Here is a 16817-nt window from a genome sequence, read left to right as displayed (position 1 = left end):
CCTGCGGAGCCTTCCGAGGCAAGCACCGGCGCCGCGCCAGCGGCGCCCGCAGCTTCAACCGCCGGCGCTGGCGGCGGGTTCACCGCGGGCCGATTTCCGCCACCGCCTCCACTGCTGCCCAACAGGGATGCTCCAGCTCGCGCATTGTGCAGCGCCTGAACACCGGCCTGGTACAGCACAATGCCGCGCTCGATCGCGGGTGTGTGCGGATTCATCGTCGAAGCAGCGCGCACGATGCTCTGGATGATATCGCTCGTGACCTGTTCCGGATATGTGGGCGCGGCTCCCGTCTCCAACAGCCCGCGGATTTTCTCCATCACCCATTTGTCCGCATTCGGGGCCAGCTCGACAGTGCTGGTCAGCATCGTCGTTTCGCCTAGGTCGTGGATCTGCAGGAAGCGGTTGATCCTCGGGTAGCGCACGCGCGGCACTTCCGGCGACGGATAGAACGTGCGCATCACGTGCGCCCGCTCCCGATACGCGAAGGTTGCGAAGCCCGAAGCGAGCTCCTCCAGCGTCTTCCTGCCGATACGGGGCCGCTTCTCGATCTTGTAGTTGACGTCGCGCCGGATGTTACCCAGCAGCGAATCGAGGTTCTGTTCAAAGCCAGAGATCACTGCGACGTCGGCTTCGCCCAAGGTCTTTTGCGCCAGCTCGTGGGTCTTGTCCGAGCCGACGATCTTCATGAAGAACTTAGTCGCCTGGTTCGCCATCATGGCGCCGGCTTCCGCGGCGCGATCGCCTTCGGTGAGCTTCTCCAAGTCCTGGGCCAGGGCACACAGGAAGAAATTCAGGCTTCGAGCCTGGGCCGCTGTCAGCGCGATACCCTCGGCAAACTGGTACGCGAATTCGTCAAGGAAGAGAGCAAATGGCGTGGCCGAAGCGGTAATCTTGGCGTCCACGTTCTGGTGCACGTCGCCCTCGATCGAAGAGCCCAGCGCTCGCGCCATCATCACGCGCAGCAGTGCCAGATTCAGCTTGCCCAGGCTTTCCTGCTCCTGCGCGCCCTTTTCCAGCGAGGGGATGAGCGAGATGCAGACGCGGTTGTTGACCACCACGTCTTGCATGTCGACCTCTGGATGCTTGCGCTTGAAGATGTGGCCGTAGGTGTCGATCAGCAGCGACAGGGCCGGGTACACCTGGTCAGCGCGATAGCCATGCTGGTTGTACGTCTCGTTTGTCTGATTGGTAGGTGGCTTCTTCGCTGGAGCCGGCGCACGGCCAAAAGCCGCCTGGCTCAGTGCCGCCGCTTCGTCCTCGGCTTCCTCCTTCAGACAGCCGTGCTTGCGCAGCATGTTCTGCAACTGGAAGCCCGGCAAGCCAACCTCCAGGTACGATTTCACGCCGAGATAGGGAGTGGGCCACGGACCGCCGTTCGCCAGCTTCCACCCCTCAACGTACAGTTCCTCGATTTTGTCCAGGGCCAGATATTCACGCATCGTCTCGATCGACAGGGTCAGCTCCCCCAAGTCGCGCTTATGCGTCAGCGCGCGGCAGATGCCTCGGAAGAGATTCAGGCCACGGTCCTGCCAGGTCTTCGAATCGCCCGAGGCTTTGACCATGATGTTGGACGTCATCTGCACCAGGGTGTCAGCGTCAGCGGCGGTGGCGGGCTGCAGGCCGTTCGACAGGCGCTCGCGCATGTTGGAAATCTGCGTTGGCGACAGGCCGCCGAGCAGGTAATTCACCACTAGGTAATCGTAGTCCCGTGCGAACATGCGCACTTGCGAATACATGTCGGTCGGCAGCTTATTGTCGGCCTTGGCGTCCGCCACGAAAAATCCGCTCGCCCAGCACAACACGCAAACCGTCATACCCTTCAGGAATTCGCTCTTGCCCGAGCCGGTGGTGCCCAGCACCAACATGTGCCTTGTCAGGTCGTCGGCGGCCAAGAAGACCTGCTTGCCGCGCTCGTAGGGATCCTGGGCGTCGATCACCCCGAAGTACATGATGCCGGTTGGCGCCATCGGCTTGTCGGTACCAGGATGCAGCAGGCCCGGATCGGGCACCTTGCACCAGGCCGGGTAGCGCATGGGCGCGTACTGCGATGTCTTCTGGTATTCGTCAACAAACCCCAGAAGCGTGAAAACGAGGATTGGAAGCGCGAACGGGAAGATCAGGCAGATGAGGCCGAGGACAGCCATCACCTTGCTGAAATTCGTGGGGTAGACCATCCAGTCCTTGAAGCGCTGCGAGTTCGAGCGGACGTCGACGATGATCTGACGCGCCGATACTTCCTGCCCGCCTTCAATGGTGGTATAGCGGCCGTGCTTCACTTCGCCTCCTTCTGCATCGCCTGTTCGCCAGAAAGATCCACCTGGACGCCGTCGGCGGCCTGGCGGGCACCGATGTATTCGCCCAGCGGCAGAATGACCGGCTCGATAACACTGCGAGCAAGCTTGATGTGATCCAGGCCATGCTGCTTGGCCGTGTCCGTCAGCAGGTCGTACGCCCGCGCAGGATGCGCGCTGATAAAGCAGGTGTCGGGCGAGGCGTGAGCCTCCGCAGCCAGTTCGGTCGAGCCGGTGCGCATCCACTCCACAGCAATGTCCGCGAGATGTTCCACGACGATCTCATGGCCGCGCTTCTGGCGCATCACAACGGCAGGCGCCAGAAGCGCCGACCAGACGGTCGCCACGCGACGCTGGTTGTCGAGCTTGTCCATATGCGGCACGCCGACGCAAAAGAGCCGGATCATTTCGCTGGCCAGACCGTCCGGGTCGAGCGTCGCCGCCGCTTTGGAAAACTGCACGCCGACTGCGCGTACGTTGCCGGCGATATCGTCAGTACGCAGCGTGCTCTTGGCTTTCCGGCCGCGCTGCTGGTCCATCAAGCCGCGCATCGACCGATACCCTTCCACCACGGCTTGCTCGTACGCGATCCGGAGTGCGTCCCCGGCTTGATCGCATTCGGGCGCGGTGGCCAGCGGAAGGTAAGCCGGCCGGATCGCGCGCGCGGTGCGCGCGGCGAACCAGCCAGCGACAGCTTTAAAAAGGGTTCTCGTCATTTTGCAAGCCAGTTCGCCACGGCTTCCGCGGAATGCTGATCACCTTCAAAAACCTCGCCATCCGGTTTCATCAGCGTAGGGGTGGACCGCAGACCAGCGCGGGCGAAGAGCGCCGAGTTTCTGTCTGCGATCGCCGGCCCGGTCTCGCATTGCTGGGTAACGTCGATACCAGTCGGCTGTTCCGACAGCAGGTTTTTCCAGCGCGCTGCTCGCTCGGCCGCGGCGCTGGCGCAAGCTGCGTAAGACACGAGAGGGCGCGAGCCATGCTTGAACGACACCGGGATAATGGTCACGCCAATCGTGGCTGGGAGCTTCGAGAGCACCTTCTGCTCGAAGTCACGGCAATGCGGGCAAAGCGGGTCGGACCACATGACCAGCGTCTTGGCACCGGCGCCAGGCGTGCGCAGCGTGATGAACGATGCCTTCGACAGCGCTTCTTTGAGCGGGAGCGGACTGGTTTGCGCATCAGCCGCAGCCTGGGCGATCGCCGCCGACGACATGCCGGCATCCTCGGAAGGGGTCAGTTGCTGCGCCGGCGCAACCTGCTGGGCTGTCACTCCCGCAACCGGCGCCGCCGCTCGTGGCGCGGCGATCGGGGCCTGCTTGGCGCCAGACAGGCCGCTGACGATCGTATAGGCCACGAAGAGCGCGACCAAGGTGGCGGTTTTTCCGCGCACATGAATCGAGAGCCCACCCGCCTTGCGGTGCAGGGCCGCGTCCACCTCGGCACGCACGGCTTCGCGCAGGGATGCCGGCCATTCCGCGCCGAGCAGGACGTTGCGCTCAACGTCGCCGCGCGCGCGCGCGATCGTGCAGGTCAGGCCGTTCGTGTCGTTCACCAGGCTGACCTCTCGCACTGCATCGCCACCGATGCGCACCAGCTTCGTCTGGATGATACGGCCGAACAGGGCGATCGGAAGCCACGGGCGCTCCACGTGACGAACGGAGAGCGCCACCATGCCGTCGTTATACGTGACCGAAGAAGCGTACTTTCCGCAACCGTCCGGATGGGCCAGCATGGCGGCGTGCAGGGGAATGCTCGAGCCTTCTACAGGCTTGGCGGTGGTCTCGGTCATTGCTGGTCCTCTTGTGTCGGGAAGGCGGCTTTTGAGCCGGCCATCAGTTTGGTCATCTGTGAATCTTCGAATTCGCGGCGCGCGATCGCCTCTCCCGCATCAAATTCGGTTTCAGCGCCTGGCGCTGGCACCTGGCGGCCGACGCCAAGGAGGTCGACCACATGCTCGCGGAAGAGATCAGTGTCGAGCCTCGACTGCTCGGGCGTCATACGGCCCCAAAGCGTTTCCGGGGTTTCTCCGGCGTTGGCGGTGCGCCAGAAGTTGTACTCGTCCTCCAGGCTCTTCAACGAGGCAACCACAACGGGCAGGACCGAGATCCGGTTCAGGCGCTGGCACTTTTGCTCATGCTCCCAATGCTCGTGGGCACCCGCGCACTCGGCGAACGCTGTCCGCTGCCGGCCTACGCTATTGAGGGCCGCGTAGAGGCCGTTTGCGTTGGGACGGAGCCAGCCCACGAATTCGGCTGTTGTTACCTTGCCGGCGCGCTTGCACAGCTTGTAGACCTGCATCAGGTACGTCACGGAGAAATGGTGCGATCGCCAGAGGTTGTTTAGCAGCGGGTGGGCGCGGTATTTCTGGTACTGCTCGTTGGCCAGGCGCAGATCCGGCGTCTGCGTGGCGTTCACGGCCGAGTAATTCAGCTTGTCGAGCAGCTCGCGGAACTCACCCAGGCCTTCCTTCCCGTGCACGGCCGCCGGCGCCAGCATTGCAAAGACAGCCTTCTCCCAGTCGTTCAGCCGGTCGGCGAAGATGGTGTCGGACTTGTCGATGCCGGGACGATAGACACGCGTCCCCAGCTGCGCCAACAGGTAATGCTCGGCCTTTTCGTGGTCGAGGTCGCCGTTTTCCTTCGCGAGCCCGAATTTCTCGACCACTTCATGCGGATGCCAGGGTTCGTGGAAGCGCGGGTCTTCGTTTTTATGGAGCGTCTTCGCAATGGGAACGATCGGCGCAATGGCCGAATGAATGGAGGCCTGAAAGCGCATCAGTGCATCAACACTCAGGCGCCCCCTCAAACCGCCCTTCTCTTTGCCGATTGGATGCTGGGATGCCGTCCAGGCGAGCCGAAATGCGATGCACGCCAGGAGCGCCGATGGCACTCGCCATGCGTTGCTGGTCCACTCGAAGAACTTGCCAGGCGAAGGTGGCTGCACAATGTCGTGGACGATCTGTACGCGGTATGCGTGCACTGCATCGATCAGATCGAAGGGCCAGAGCATGTAATAGGCCATCTTGCCCGAGCCGTAGAACAACCCCTGGCCCATTGCCAGCCACATCACGAAAAGGAGGCCCAGGATCAACAGCGGGATCACATAGAGGCCAGAGACATCGGCATTGGGCGTTTGTGCGTTTCGGGCCATCAGAATTTGCCTTTCGTGATCATCTGCTTGTACGCGCCGTACACCAGGTTGACGTATTTGTCATGGTGCTTCGGCGTGCGCGAATGGTAGTTGCCGAGGCCTTTCCAGAGATCGCCGCCAGCAGCATTGATTTCGGTACGCAGGGCAAATCCGAGTGCGCGCACGGATTGGCACATGTCGTGGACCAGGGCTTCGCGAGGAATCTTGTATTTCTCGATCAACACCTTTGCCCAGCTGTCCGTGTTGAATTGGGACGGCCCGAGGTCGTCGGTACCGTTCGTATTTCGGGCGACCACGCCCGTTCGCCCGTTGCTCTCCACCTTCAAGACAGCAATCATCAGGAGCGGGTTGATCTGGTAGGTAGCACTACTGCTTCGAATGCAGCGCGCTGGAATGCGGTCGGGGAGCTCCACTTCAAATTGCCGACCTGGGCGTCCCGCGTTTGCCTGCACTGGCGCTGCAGCCGCCTGCAGGTGTTCCATGTGGTTTCCCCCGGCAGCTGCAGGCGCTGGGGCGACAAGCGCGGGCCGCGACTGGGGCGGCGGCATGTTTTCGATCGTTACCATCGGTCAGTCCAGGAACCAGAAGGCGCGGCGCCAAATCCAAAACTTCGGCCGCGTGGCGAGTTGACGAAGGCTCCAGAGGGCTCGCTCCTGGAGCTGGGTATAGAGGCACGTGGTCTTAATGCACGCCGTGCTCAAATACATCGCCGCGGCGCTACCGTAGACGAGGGGGCGAAAGCCGAACCTGATCGTGAGCCCGGAGGTGATGATCACCGTGAAGATGAGCAGGCAGAAGCGGATTGCGTGAGAGCGCGCGAGCGCGCGCGTCTTTTCAGCCAGGCTTGCCTCGTCCCATCCCAACTGCTCGGCCATATACTCGAAGCGGTCGTGCTCCTCTAGGCCGAGCACGATCTCCCGACCGACCTGCTCCAACTCGTATCGCTTGAGCTGCAGTTCGTTCATCTCCTCTGGTCGCAAGGTCTTGCCGCGCCGCGCCATCTGAGCAATGCGCTTGACCGAATCCTTCGTGCTGACAAGATTGCGCCACGCCTGAACCGGAAAAACGGCCCACGCGATGCCCTTACCAACCTTGCGCGCGGTGTCGCGAATGTTCATTCCAGCCCTCCCCCGAATTGCTGCTGGTACTGCTGGACGTCCCTCGTGATCCTGCGAATCTTCTCCGGGGCCAGGAGGTTGGACAGCCCTACCGCACGAAGAACCCGCGCGAGCATCGCCTTCGTGCACGGCATGTGCGACAGGAGCTGAATGTCCTTCTGGACGATGGTCTTGATGAGGGAACGCACTTCCTGGGCATGCAAATTGTCGATCAAGCATGCGTCGATTACCCCAACAGCCAGCGTCAGCCGATCATTGACCTCAGCAACACTGATCTGCTGAATGAGGCCATCGCACAGATTGAGGATGTTCTGCACCTCCTCATCCGTACCACGGTAGGGCACCTGGTAGATCACCTCGAACTGTCGGGAAGCCAGCAAGGCGACGACGTGGGCGCTCGCCATCGTGTTGATCACGTTCATGACGGGGTCGGGCCGCCCCACTACTGATACGGAGGTCGGCGGAGGATTGTGTGTCATCGAGGCTGTTGTCGAGGGTTGCTGGAGGGCTTGCGATATTTTCTAGGAACAACATTTGTGCTACATTGTAGCGATAATACGTGACAACATACAAGAATTGCTTGATCGCCATTACGGGTTTCTTCGCTCTCACATGACCGCACCACAGACACCACCACGGCTACACGCCAGCCCCCTCGCCGAGCGCCTGATCCTTTCGCTGACGCCCGTGGAATGGCGCGATTTCGGCGATGCCGGCATCTCGCGGCCGCGAACTTCGTGTGGTGGACGGCGCCGTAGTCGCTGCAGAACAACAGATCTCAGCCTGCGGACGACGAGTCGGCTGCGTCGGCGATCATCGGCGATCGTGCCGGGCTTTGAGCCAGCCTCGAACACGTCGGATCGCAGACTGCTTTCACCAGCCGCGCGGTGGCGCGGGCATTACGGCGTGCATGCGCACCGCGATCGCATGCAGACCACCGAATTCATTGCGCCTACCCTGAATGAACACGCTATGAGCGACACGGAAAGCATCGAATCCGAATCCGAGACACCACCAGAGGACAAACGATTTCGAAGCATGTGGCGCCAACTGTTTGGCGATGCCTCCGTCCAGGTCTATTTCGCCGACAGTGAATTGAATGCGCGGGTCTATACGCTCGATGGCGAGTCCGGCTACAAGGTTCAACATAAAAAAGTGGGGGGCACGAACCCTGTCGAGGAGCCCGAGGACTTGGCGAGCCAGCGCCTGGCTTTTCCGAAGAAGGCACGGCGTGGCGAAAAGCATGGCAGGGCGTATCTGACCGAAACGGACGTTCGCATTATTCGCGCATGGGCACTGAACTTCACCTCGCACAAATTGGCCCCGCCGTGGACAGCGAAAGCCAAAGAGATGAACGTCAGCGAAGGTACTCTGCGCGATATCGTCGCCCGTCGTACCTGGTCACATCTTCACTGAAGATTGGCGCTGTCGCGGTCAGCGAGCGCTGCCGCCTCGGCGGCATTACGAAAGAGAACACGCCTGGCCGCGCATACCCTGGCCACGCCAGACCCAAACGACACCTCGGCGTAGCGCAGCAACATCCCGCGTGGGATGTCACCACGTGGAGTACGCACCATCTCTGCCGGCGATCGCCCGACTGCCAGCTCGTTGCGTAGGCGACGCATGGATCTCCTTAAGCTGAGCAAATTTTTTATCTCCACCGCGATAACGCGCCGGGCCGCGGCAAAAGGCTTTTGGGTCATAAATCGTGTTCCTGGTGCAGTAATTAGGGGCGTGGATTGTTCGTCCAATCACGCGCGTTGAACAGCCGCCACTAGCAGTTACAACCGGTGATAGCGATTTGTCTGTTTTGTATTATGACGATGTAAGAGCACGTCTAACAAGAGATGGGGAATGCTTGGGAGTGCACGGCCCAGGCGTATGCGTAAACATTCTTGGCCGAAGATTCCGGACCCCCAGCTCATAAAGACGCCACGCCTGGTCCGGGCCGCAGGACTTCTCTCGTGCGCCTGGTTCGGGCCGCGATTAACAATGGATATTGATGAGGGCCTCTTCTCCGAAAATAAATTGAAAACTTTTCGCCGGTTTCGTTGCGAGACTGAAAGCACGATTGTTAAACTGTGTACATGGAGCAAAACTTCTTGCTCAAATTAACTACTCACAACGGAGATTCAAATGCAAAATAAATTCACCCTTACCATCGCTGCAACCCTGTCGCTGGCTCTCGTCGGCTGCGGTGGCGGTGGCGGAGGCGGCGGATCGTCGACCACGGCCACGCCGCCAGTCGCGACCACTCCTCCCCCGGCTCCGACCCCGGCAGTTCTCGCCGCGACCACCCAGCCAGCCGTGACCCCGACCTACCTCGCAGGTTCGCAGCAGATGAGCGCGTTCAATGCTCTGGCTGCTTTCCGCGCCGCGCTGAACCTCGGCCCGGTGAACCAGAGTGCGAAAATCGACATGGCCGCGCAAAACCACTCGGACTATGTGGCGACCAACAACGGCGGCGCTACGCCCCACACCGAGGTTGCGGGCACTCCAGGCTTCACTGGTGTCACCGTCGCTGACCGTCTTGTCGCAGCCGGCTACACCCCGAGTGCATCGAGCGAAGTTATCGGCTGGACCGGCGCAACCGGTAACGCTTCGGAAGTGATCGAAGGACTCTCGGCGACCATCTACCACCGCGTCCTCATGATGTCGCAAGGCTGGACTGATCTGGGCATTGCGCCTCCGGTCAACGGCGATACCGCCCGTCCGGCCTACATCGACTTCGGCACGGCGGCTACCAAGCAGAATGTGGGAGGTGACTACGTCGGCGTGTATCCCACAAACGATCAGACCGCCGTTGGCCTGACCCACGCACCGGAAGCGCCGAATCCGTTCGCTGATCTGGACGGCACCACAGCTTCTTTCTGCGCCAAGACCAGCTTCCCGATCAGTCTGATGTCGCAGGAGAGTACCAAACTGGCGGTAACGTCGTTCACGGTGACGGAAGCTGGCCAGAGCACTCCGCTCGACGTGCGCGTTGTGACGAGCGATAACGACACGACCGGCTTCGTGCCGAAGTATGTTGCCTTCATCGTCGGCAAAGCACCGTTCAAGGCCAGCACCAAGTACAACGTGACGTTCACGGGCACCGCGACTGGTACGGCGACTGGCGCCACAAGCGGTATCCTGACCATCAGCAAGTCGTGGAGCTTCACGACGGCGGCCAAGGACTATCGTTGCCAGTAAGTCATCGATACGCACGCCTAAGAACGCGCAACTGAATAGCATTCCGCTCAGTACGAGCGGTGAGCCATTGTGAGGATCTAGGGCTGGGTCTGTATCTCGCAGACCCAGCCCTTTTCAATTTTCTTGTCCAACGATCGCATTAGGTTGCGCGGCTAAGACAACCGTGCTTGACAAACAGAATGAAGTAAGCAAAAAACCCGATAGGCAATGGTTTAGCCCATCGGGTCTTGCTCAGGAAATATGGCGCGATTGCGATGGATGTTTTCGTCACCAAGACCCAAACGTCGGGTGCCAGAGAATGCCAGACTTCATGATTGTGGCCTGACTTCGACTCAATACTCTTTGGACCAAAAGCCTGGATTGTAGCCGCATGTCCCGATCTGCATAGTGGATGTCGTACAGCCTCCGTTATTCAGCCCATTGTCCTTATATCTGGTCTGCTGGTATTTTCCGCTGCTTCCGGGGGTGCCAGCTGCAGTGCAAGAGTACTTGACCTGTCCGTCGTTCGGGCACATGTCGTATGGCTTTTCAATCACTGGGCTATAGGTGCATCCGGAGTAGTCCCAGGGTCCGTAGGTCGTCGAGCCTGTGCACGAGTTAGACGTCACAGAACGGGAGGCGGTTCCGGTGTAATTAGACTGGCAGGATCCATTCTCGGTAGTAGTCGAAGGGCCACAAGAAGGCGTCGACGGGGTAGTAACCGGCGTGCTAGGAGCCGACGAGCTGCAACTTGAATAGTCCCAGCTTCCATAGCTGGTTGATCCGGAGCACGAGTTCGTCGTTACCGTGCGATAAGCGGTGCCGCTATAGCCGGACTGGCAAGAGCCGGACTCCGTCGTCGACGAGGTACTGCACGACTGCGTGCAGCTGGAATAGTCCCAGCTCCCGTAGCTCGTCGTACCAGCACAGGTGTTCGTCGTCACCGAACGGTAAGCGGTGCCAGTGTAGCCTGACTGACACGAGCCGGTGCCACTCGATGTTGTTGTACACGGCCGGCACATGCTGCCGTCCCAGTATTCGCTGGCCGTGCAACGCGACACGCAGGACGGATTACCGAGGCTGTCGTAAGCAATTTTTTCCGACGAGGCGCAAACTGGATCCACGTTAACGCAGTGAGCGATTCCGCTACCCGCCGTGGTCCATCGCTTGCCGACCGGACACGCCTTCGCGATCGGCGCCGTCATGCACGATTCTGGGCTCACGGTGCAGTTGCCTTGGGCACTGGCCGTGAACGCAATCACGGCCAGCCACAGGCCTACGAATATTTTCTTCATTTCGCTTCCCTTCTTATTGTTGATTCGCGGCGCGAGCTGCGCCGCCTTGGCTTTCTTGCTCAGCCGCCTCTCCACCCGCCTTCTCATCCGCGCAGACCAGGTTGTCGTATTCGTCGCGCTTCGCAGCCTTACCGTCCGCGCAGCTGCGGTCATCGTCAACACAGTGCGCCATTCCACTTCCCGCGGCAGACCAATGCCGGCCGTCCCCGCATCCACGCGCGACTGGCTCGCTCATGCACAGCTCGGGGGAGACAGCGCAGGTGATCTGCGGCTGCTGCACGGCGTCCTTCCTCTTACCCTGTTGCGCACGGCCGACGCCCGGCCCGTCATTCGCTGCGGCGATACACGAGCTGGCTAACGCGGCAATTAACAATCCACCCAGATATTTCTGTGACATTTGCATCCTGTGATCCGTTTTAGGGGTATTTGCATTCCAGGTACATCACCGCCTGGAGGTTGTAGACGTTCGCCGAGGTCTGATTGCCAAGGTCGTCCCGGAGCTTGTACGACACTGTCCAGGCGCTGCCTGGTCCGATTGCGGCCGTGAGATTCGTGACCTGCTTGGGCGGCGCGGAGCTGACGTCCACCGCGGTCTGCACCATGCCAAACCGGAAGGCCGGGACACCGCCCGATTCGCACGTTGGATAGGCAACGACGTTGCCGTCCATAACGCTTTGACGGCTGACTTCAACGTATTTCCCGATCGCGTTCGCCAGCGCGATGTACGTCGATCCTCGGCAAATTACGGCCTCGCCGGTCGTCGATGTGGTGGCAAGCGCGCCTGGCTGCGTGCATGCGGTGCCCTTGTCCGCGATCGGTCCCGCGTGGACGCGCCAGGCACCAGCGCGACACACCAGGATCGTGCCGTCGACCGCGGTTGCGATCGCGCTGTTATCCGCGCAGGCGCCGCCGGTGGCCTGTACCGCCGGCACGAAGTACTTGGCCGTTACCTTGCCGGCCGTGGCCGTTATATTTCCAGTGCTGGTCGTGATCGAGCCGCTGTTCGTCATGATCGAGCCGCTATTCGTCGTGACGGAGCCCGAATTCGACGTGATCGACCCAGTATCCGTGGTGATATTGCCTCCGGTGGTCGAAATGGTGCTTGAGGCCGAAATGGTGGATGCGTTCAAGAGCGGATTTCCACCTAAACGCAAAGGCCCGGTCATCGGGCGCGTACCGTCACGAGGAAGAAGTGCGTCGAGTGAGCTGTAATCGACCGACCCGAAGCCCACGCGGATGGCCAGAATCCCTTCAACGTTGCCGCGGGGGTTCGCCTGCGGCCAGGTACCTGCCGGGCCAGTGAGGATCGTGCCGGCACCAACTTTGGACGATGCTCCGTCCAGGCCGATTTTATTGGCCAGGCCTCCAACGCGCCGGCCATCAGGCCGGTTCGTCGTCGGATCGATCAGCGCCTGTGTCGAGGTCACCAGTCCGGTGACGTCGGTGCAGTTGACACCTGGTGTACATCCGGCCGGCAGGAGCGACAGCGCGACCGTGTAGGTCATCCCCAACTGATTCGCGAGATTGTAGCCAGAGGGGAGGTACGGGTTGCCGACCGGGTTGGCCTGCAGCTCGAGGAGCGTGGGAGCGAGGGGTGACGCGAAGCCAGGAATGGTTGGCGTAGCGCTCGCGAGAAGCGTTTGCCGGTAGTCGTTGATGTACTTGTTGACGCCCGATTGAACCAACTGGCCATGCGCGGCCACTGCCTTATCAGTTTCATCAATCTGGCGAGCGACTTGGACCCGATTCCAGACCACCAATAATGCACCCGTCACGGCGATCATGATGAGGACTTCGATCATGCCGAACCCTGCCTCATGGCGCCGGCGCGCTGCTCTCTGGGCCTGCAATTTACTGTACCTTTTGATCACTTCAGCTCTCTCGGCTTAAATGCAAGAAAGCGATGCGAGCCCATTGCCCGTCATCGCTTTCGTTGCTACTGCACTGGTATTACTGCGGCGGGAGCGACCTGGCAAACGACGCCACAACGGTCTGGTTGTCAGCCGTTGCCGTAGCGTTGCACTGGGTGCCACTGGTAGTGGTATTGAGCGCGCCGCGCAGTGCCTTGACCGAAGTGCCGTTGACCGACATCAGCCACGCGGTCTGGTCTAGCTTGTCTACGACAGCGTTGCACATCTCGTTCGAAAGCCCTGGGAAAGTCAGCGTGTAGCCGTCGTTCTGGCCGGCAACGATGACCGAGGCGGCCGCGCACGATATCTGGCTATTCGGCTCCGCGTTGTAAAACACGGTCGGTGTCGCCGGCACCGTACGGTCGACGCGGAACGAAGTGCCGGAGAACACGCTGTTGTTAGCCAGCGTAACGCAGGTCAGACCCGTGAACAGGCCAGGATAGACCTTCGACGTTTCCTGCTGGACGGTGGCGACACTGTTGTAAAGCGTCTGCGCGTTGGTGTTAACCTCGGCCCCACGTTTCGCCCTGATCAGCCCATACATGGCGACGGCGATCAGTGCCAGCACGCCGACTAACTCAAAAAGCGTAAAGCCGCGTTGGCGCGTGCGGATATTGGAAGAAATATGGATGGGGGCGATCATTTAGAGCAGATCCTCTTGGTAATGGATTTTTGAGATGAGATTTGCGCACTTAGAGGTCCGCAATTCATTGTTACGTATAATCGCTATAAAATAGCACAAGGAGTTTCCTGGCGCAAACAAAATGATCGCCTACGCCAAGTTTGAAACACAGCTCAACGAGTCCTTTGTGTCGCATTTGAAAATGCCTGGCTCGCCTCAGAGAAGCTGATGTTGCCGAGCATTAGGACAGCGACGAAGCACATGAGAATGAGAACGCAAGCCATCGTGATGATCTTGGATAGAATCTGCATGCGCTCGACCATGCTTACCGTTTCATCCTGGCAGCTCTTGATCACAAGATCGGGAAGCGCGTCTGCCAGCTTCTCTTCCCCGGCCAGCACGACGATTCGCGCGGCCAGCATTTTTGGCAGCGGCAGGTCACGCAGCGAGGTGAGCACGGTTTTCCCTCGACCGGTGTGGAACCTGATTTTTTCCATTTGATAGGACATCCACACCGAGCCGTTCGACGTGACCTTGTTGAGCGCAACCGTATCGGAGATGCCGGCATCGATCATCGAGCAGATCGCGGTAACCGTCGAGATCAACTCCATCTGTGCAAAAAGGGTGTACGGCAGAATCCTCCGGTCCGCCCAATCCCGGAATGGCCCAGCGAGGTTATTGAGACTCCAAGCGACGAACGCAAACAGGCCGACCACACCGGCCGCGACGAGCGCGCCGCCCAGTCCCGTTGAGAAGTCGATAACCGAGTACGAAAGCGCTCCGTATGGCGGCCAGTACTTCAAGGGCACGGCCTTGAGCATGTCGGCGTAGATCACCAGCTTGAAGAAGAAAAGCACTGCCACCAAGGCAGCGAACGTGAACGCGGGGAGCATCAACGGGAGCATCACAGCCCGAATCATCGCCTTACGCTGGGCCAGGTTCGAGGCATACATCTGATAGAGCTTGCCTGCAGTCCCTGGGTTCATCTCGGCTGCCGAGATGATAATGGTGTCGCTCTCGCTGACCAGGCCCGTGGTGGCGCGTGCAAGCGAGCCAGGGTGCGCCAGCATGCCCTCGCCCCACAAGCTCATCATGGGGCTGATACCGGGCACATCCTGCTTGGTGTACTCGCTGATCAAACCATTCAAGGGCGCGCCGGCGGCCAGCGAGGCGCCCAAATCGCGATAAAAGGCCGAGCGCTGGGCGTTGAAAAGGCGGCGCGCGTTCCAGATGGCGATCGCGTCGGATAATGAAGTCATTGCTATTCCTTGCTCGACGCGCTCACGCGCGCTGGGATTCTGGTAGGTTGGCGATGACGCCGCTGCCGATCACCGGCTTGGCCGCAGGGACGAAGCTCGGAGAATTCACGACCACCGCGTCTTCGAAGCGGCCGCAGTATCGCTCGATGGAGCGCAGATCTATACCGCCTTGGAGCGCAGCCTTCAGGCCTACCTCCAGAGCGGTATGACCACGTGTATTGGTCAGGTCATCAAAGGCGCCATGCGATTCCCGCCAGCGCCTCTCGAGGCCCAGGAAGTCCCGCTTACCGATCAAGACGCGGTCGTCGGTATCCGGCTCAAAGTATTCCGCGAGGATCTTGCGGCCCATGTAGCCAACGCGCGAAGCATGTCCCTGTGCTCGGCATATCTCGCAGCCGTCAGGGTTGTGAGCGTGGAAGCGATCGACATCGACGTGATAGGTTTTCTCGATGTGTCGCAGGCGCTGCAGTCCGAGCGTCTCCATTGCCCGGCCTCCGCGCAACGCGCACGTGCAGAGCTTCCGCACCAGCACCTGGTGCATAAGCAGGCCCAACACGGCCGAGTGTGCCAGGAGGTCCGCCTGCATCCCCATCTTCGAGGAGAGGAAGTAGGCGATTTGGGCCAGCGCCGAATCGGAGTGTGTCGTGGTATAGACCGGGTGGCCGGACAGGACGACGTTCACTGCCATCTCCAGCGTCTGCCGATCGCGAACCTCCCCCATAAGCAGCGTGTTCAAGTCGCCTCGTTTGAAGCGTAACAGCGCACGCTCCATTGCTTCGGCACCTGAGACGTTGATCTGAGCAGTATTCGGGTGTGTATTCTCGATCGGATCTTCGGCCGAGTACTTTGCACCCCCAACGTTGGCGAAAACAGAACGCAGGGTCGTCGACTTGCCCATGTTGACCGAACCCGAAATAGACAACAGTCGCTTGTTGTTGCTCGTAAACCGATCCACTGCCGCGATCACGTCAGGGAAGAATCCAAGCGCTTCGAGAGTGGGGATCTCAACCCGATCGACGTAGATAATGCGTAATACCAGCTTGAAAGGGCGATCGCCGTTCGGTGCTGGGGCGTCACCCAGGTCGAAGGTCGTAAAGCGTCCCCGAATGGTTTCACCGCGCGTGCCGACGACGCGGTCGTTCAGTGTCGCTTCGAGAAAATTACCTGGGTTGAACGACGTTTCCGACCGATTCGAGCACTGTTCGTTGTACATGTAGCCGATCATGCCGCGCAGCTCGGCCGGATCTTTCATCGCTGGCGGCAGGTCATCGACAGTTTCGATATCGCCGTCGATACGGAACTCGATGAGCGATCGATTTCGCTGCGTCTTTTTGTCCTTGTCGTAGCGGACGTAAATGTGGATGTCGGCGGTACCGAATTTCACCGCTTGCGTCAGCAATTCATTGATCATGCCATTGAAACGGTTCTCGGACTGGGCCTGCCGCAGCTCCTGGTCGCGACGCAATACTTTGGCTTCGTGAGCGGACACCGCCTCGCCGGCGTGCTCGTTCGCGTCAACGCCGTTAATCGTTGCGATAAGGTTGCGGGACGCTTCGAAAGGCTGGGCCGGGTCAAGCACAACGTTCTTAGCCACGGCCAGGTCGGCCAGTTCGCGGTTGATCGCGAGGCCATGGCGCATGTTCTTCGGGCTCTCCGTCCATCCGGCGACGGAGAGACGAAGCGTGCCAAAGCGCCTTTCACCGCTGGCTGGAAGCGGATAGGCCAGCACAGCGACAGTGTGCAGAAGCTTTTCTGTCACATCCAGGCGACCGTGGGTCGCGTGCTTGCCGCTCAAAACAAACCAGTTGGGCGGCAGCTGGTCGGTCGATTCGAACACGGTGCCGGGAGCGATTTGAGGATGCGAGACCGCTCCGGCTCCTACCGCGCGCCGCGGCGCCGCAGCCTCAAGCAGAGGCTGCGGCCGCTCTGCCGGCACGGATACAGACGATCGTCCACTAAGGAAACCGAATAGTCGCGAGATCATCGTCGTCCTTTACT

15 protein-coding genes are annotated in these 16817 nt (G+C 60.4%); 3 read left to right on the top strand and 12 right to left on the bottom strand.

The window, feature by feature from the left end:
- The 7 genes from QPK29_RS21505 to QPK29_RS21475 form a co-directional block, all read right to left on the bottom strand.
- Positions 1 to 2276: TraM recognition domain-containing protein (locus tag QPK29_RS21505; RefSeq protein ID WP_400189826.1), on the bottom strand; the 2276-nt coding region annotated here is incomplete at its 3' end.
- Positions 2273 to 3007 carry a hypothetical protein gene (locus QPK29_RS21500; protein ID WP_371771044.1) on the bottom strand — a complete coding sequence of 245 codons (735 nt, stop codon included), beginning with the start codon at positions 3005 to 3007 and terminating at the stop codon, positions 2273 to 2275. The genes QPK29_RS21505 and QPK29_RS21500, both read right to left, overlap by 4 nt.
- On the bottom strand, positions 3004 to 4083 hold the full coding sequence (locus QPK29_RS21495; protein ID WP_371771043.1) for a thioredoxin fold domain-containing protein: 1080 nt from the start codon (positions 4081 to 4083) through the stop codon (positions 3004 to 3006). Before QPK29_RS21495 ends, QPK29_RS21500 begins: the two co-directional genes overlap by 4 nt.
- Complete coding sequence (locus QPK29_RS21490) at positions 4080 to 5444, bottom strand: secretion/conjugation apparatus DotM-related subunit (RefSeq protein ID WP_371771042.1); 1365 nt, start codon at positions 5442 to 5444, stop codon at positions 4080 to 4082. Before QPK29_RS21490 ends, QPK29_RS21495 begins: the two co-directional genes overlap by 4 nt.
- Positions 5444 to 5926, bottom strand: a complete 483-nt coding sequence (locus QPK29_RS21485; RefSeq protein ID WP_371771041.1) for a lytic transglycosylase domain-containing protein — start codon at positions 5924 to 5926, stop codon at positions 5444 to 5446. The genes QPK29_RS21490 and QPK29_RS21485 overlap by 1 nt, the downstream gene beginning before the upstream one ends.
- Positions 5927 to 6013: 87 nt before the next feature.
- Positions 6014 to 6562 (bottom strand): hypothetical protein, encoded by a 549-nt coding sequence (locus QPK29_RS21480; protein WP_371771040.1) that lies wholly within the window; start codon positions 6560 to 6562, stop codon positions 6014 to 6016.
- On the bottom strand, positions 6559 to 6984 hold the full coding sequence (locus QPK29_RS21475) for a hypothetical protein (RefSeq protein ID WP_371771039.1): 426 nt from the start codon (positions 6982 to 6984) through the stop codon (positions 6559 to 6561). Before QPK29_RS21475 ends, QPK29_RS21480 begins: the two co-directional genes overlap by 4 nt.
- A gap of 190 nt (positions 6985 to 7174) precedes the next feature.
- On the opposite strand from QPK29_RS21475, the gene QPK29_RS21470 reads away from it, so the two are divergent.
- Positions 7175 to 7978, top strand: coding sequence for a hypothetical protein (locus tag QPK29_RS21470; RefSeq protein WP_371771038.1), 804 nt, complete (start codon positions 7175 to 7177; stop codon positions 7976 to 7978).
- Here the strand turns inward: QPK29_RS21470 and QPK29_RS21465 are convergent.
- Entirely contained in the window at positions 7972 to 8265 is a 294-nt protein-coding gene (locus tag QPK29_RS21465; RefSeq protein WP_371771037.1) for a hypothetical protein, read from the bottom strand. The genes QPK29_RS21470 and QPK29_RS21465 overlap by 7 nt on opposite strands.
- A 433-nt stretch (positions 8266 to 8698) precedes the next feature.
- On the opposite strand from QPK29_RS21465, the gene QPK29_RS21460 reads away from it, so the two are divergent.
- Positions 8699 to 9754: a CAP domain-containing protein gene (locus QPK29_RS21460; protein ID WP_371771036.1), complete on the top strand. Its 1056-nt coding sequence runs from the start codon at positions 8699 to 8701 to the stop codon at positions 9752 to 9754.
- Between the two features lie 1134 nt (positions 9755 to 10888).
- Complete coding sequence (locus QPK29_RS21455; RefSeq protein ID WP_400189825.1) at positions 10889 to 11386, top strand: hypothetical protein; 498 nt, start codon at positions 10889 to 10891, stop codon at positions 11384 to 11386.
- Positions 11387 to 11444: 58 nt separating this feature from the next.
- Here QPK29_RS21455 and QPK29_RS21450 read toward each other — a convergent pair whose 3' ends face one another.
- The 4 genes from QPK29_RS21450 to QPK29_RS21435 form a co-directional block, all read right to left on the bottom strand.
- A complete protein-coding gene (locus QPK29_RS21450) occupies positions 11445 to 12830 on the bottom strand; it encodes a hypothetical protein (RefSeq protein ID WP_371771034.1) in 1386 nt (461 codons plus the stop codon).
- A 148-nt stretch (positions 12831 to 12978) separates the two neighbouring features.
- On the bottom strand, positions 12979 to 13581 hold the full coding sequence (locus tag QPK29_RS21445; protein ID WP_371771033.1) for a pilus assembly FimT family protein: 603 nt from the start codon (positions 13579 to 13581) through the stop codon (positions 12979 to 12981).
- A gap of 152 nt (positions 13582 to 13733) precedes the next feature.
- Positions 13734 to 14819, bottom strand: a complete 1086-nt coding sequence (locus QPK29_RS21440) for a type II secretion system F family protein (RefSeq protein ID WP_371771032.1) — start codon at positions 14817 to 14819, stop codon at positions 13734 to 13736.
- 22 nt (positions 14820 to 14841) lie between these two features.
- Positions 14842 to 16656: an ATPase, T2SS/T4P/T4SS family gene (locus tag QPK29_RS21435; RefSeq protein WP_400189824.1), complete on the bottom strand. Its 1815-nt coding sequence runs from the start codon at positions 16654 to 16656 to the stop codon at positions 14842 to 14844.
- Between the last annotated feature and the right edge of the window lie 161 nt (positions 16657 to 16817).

The sequence above is a fragment of the Massilia orientalis genome, from assembly GCF_030411975.2.
Classification (GTDB): Bacteria; Pseudomonadota; Gammaproteobacteria; order Burkholderiales; family Burkholderiaceae_D; genus Telluria; species Telluria orientalis.
The sequence above is the reverse complement of the archived record's forward strand: the minus strand, read 5'-3'. Positions and strand labels throughout refer to the sequence as shown.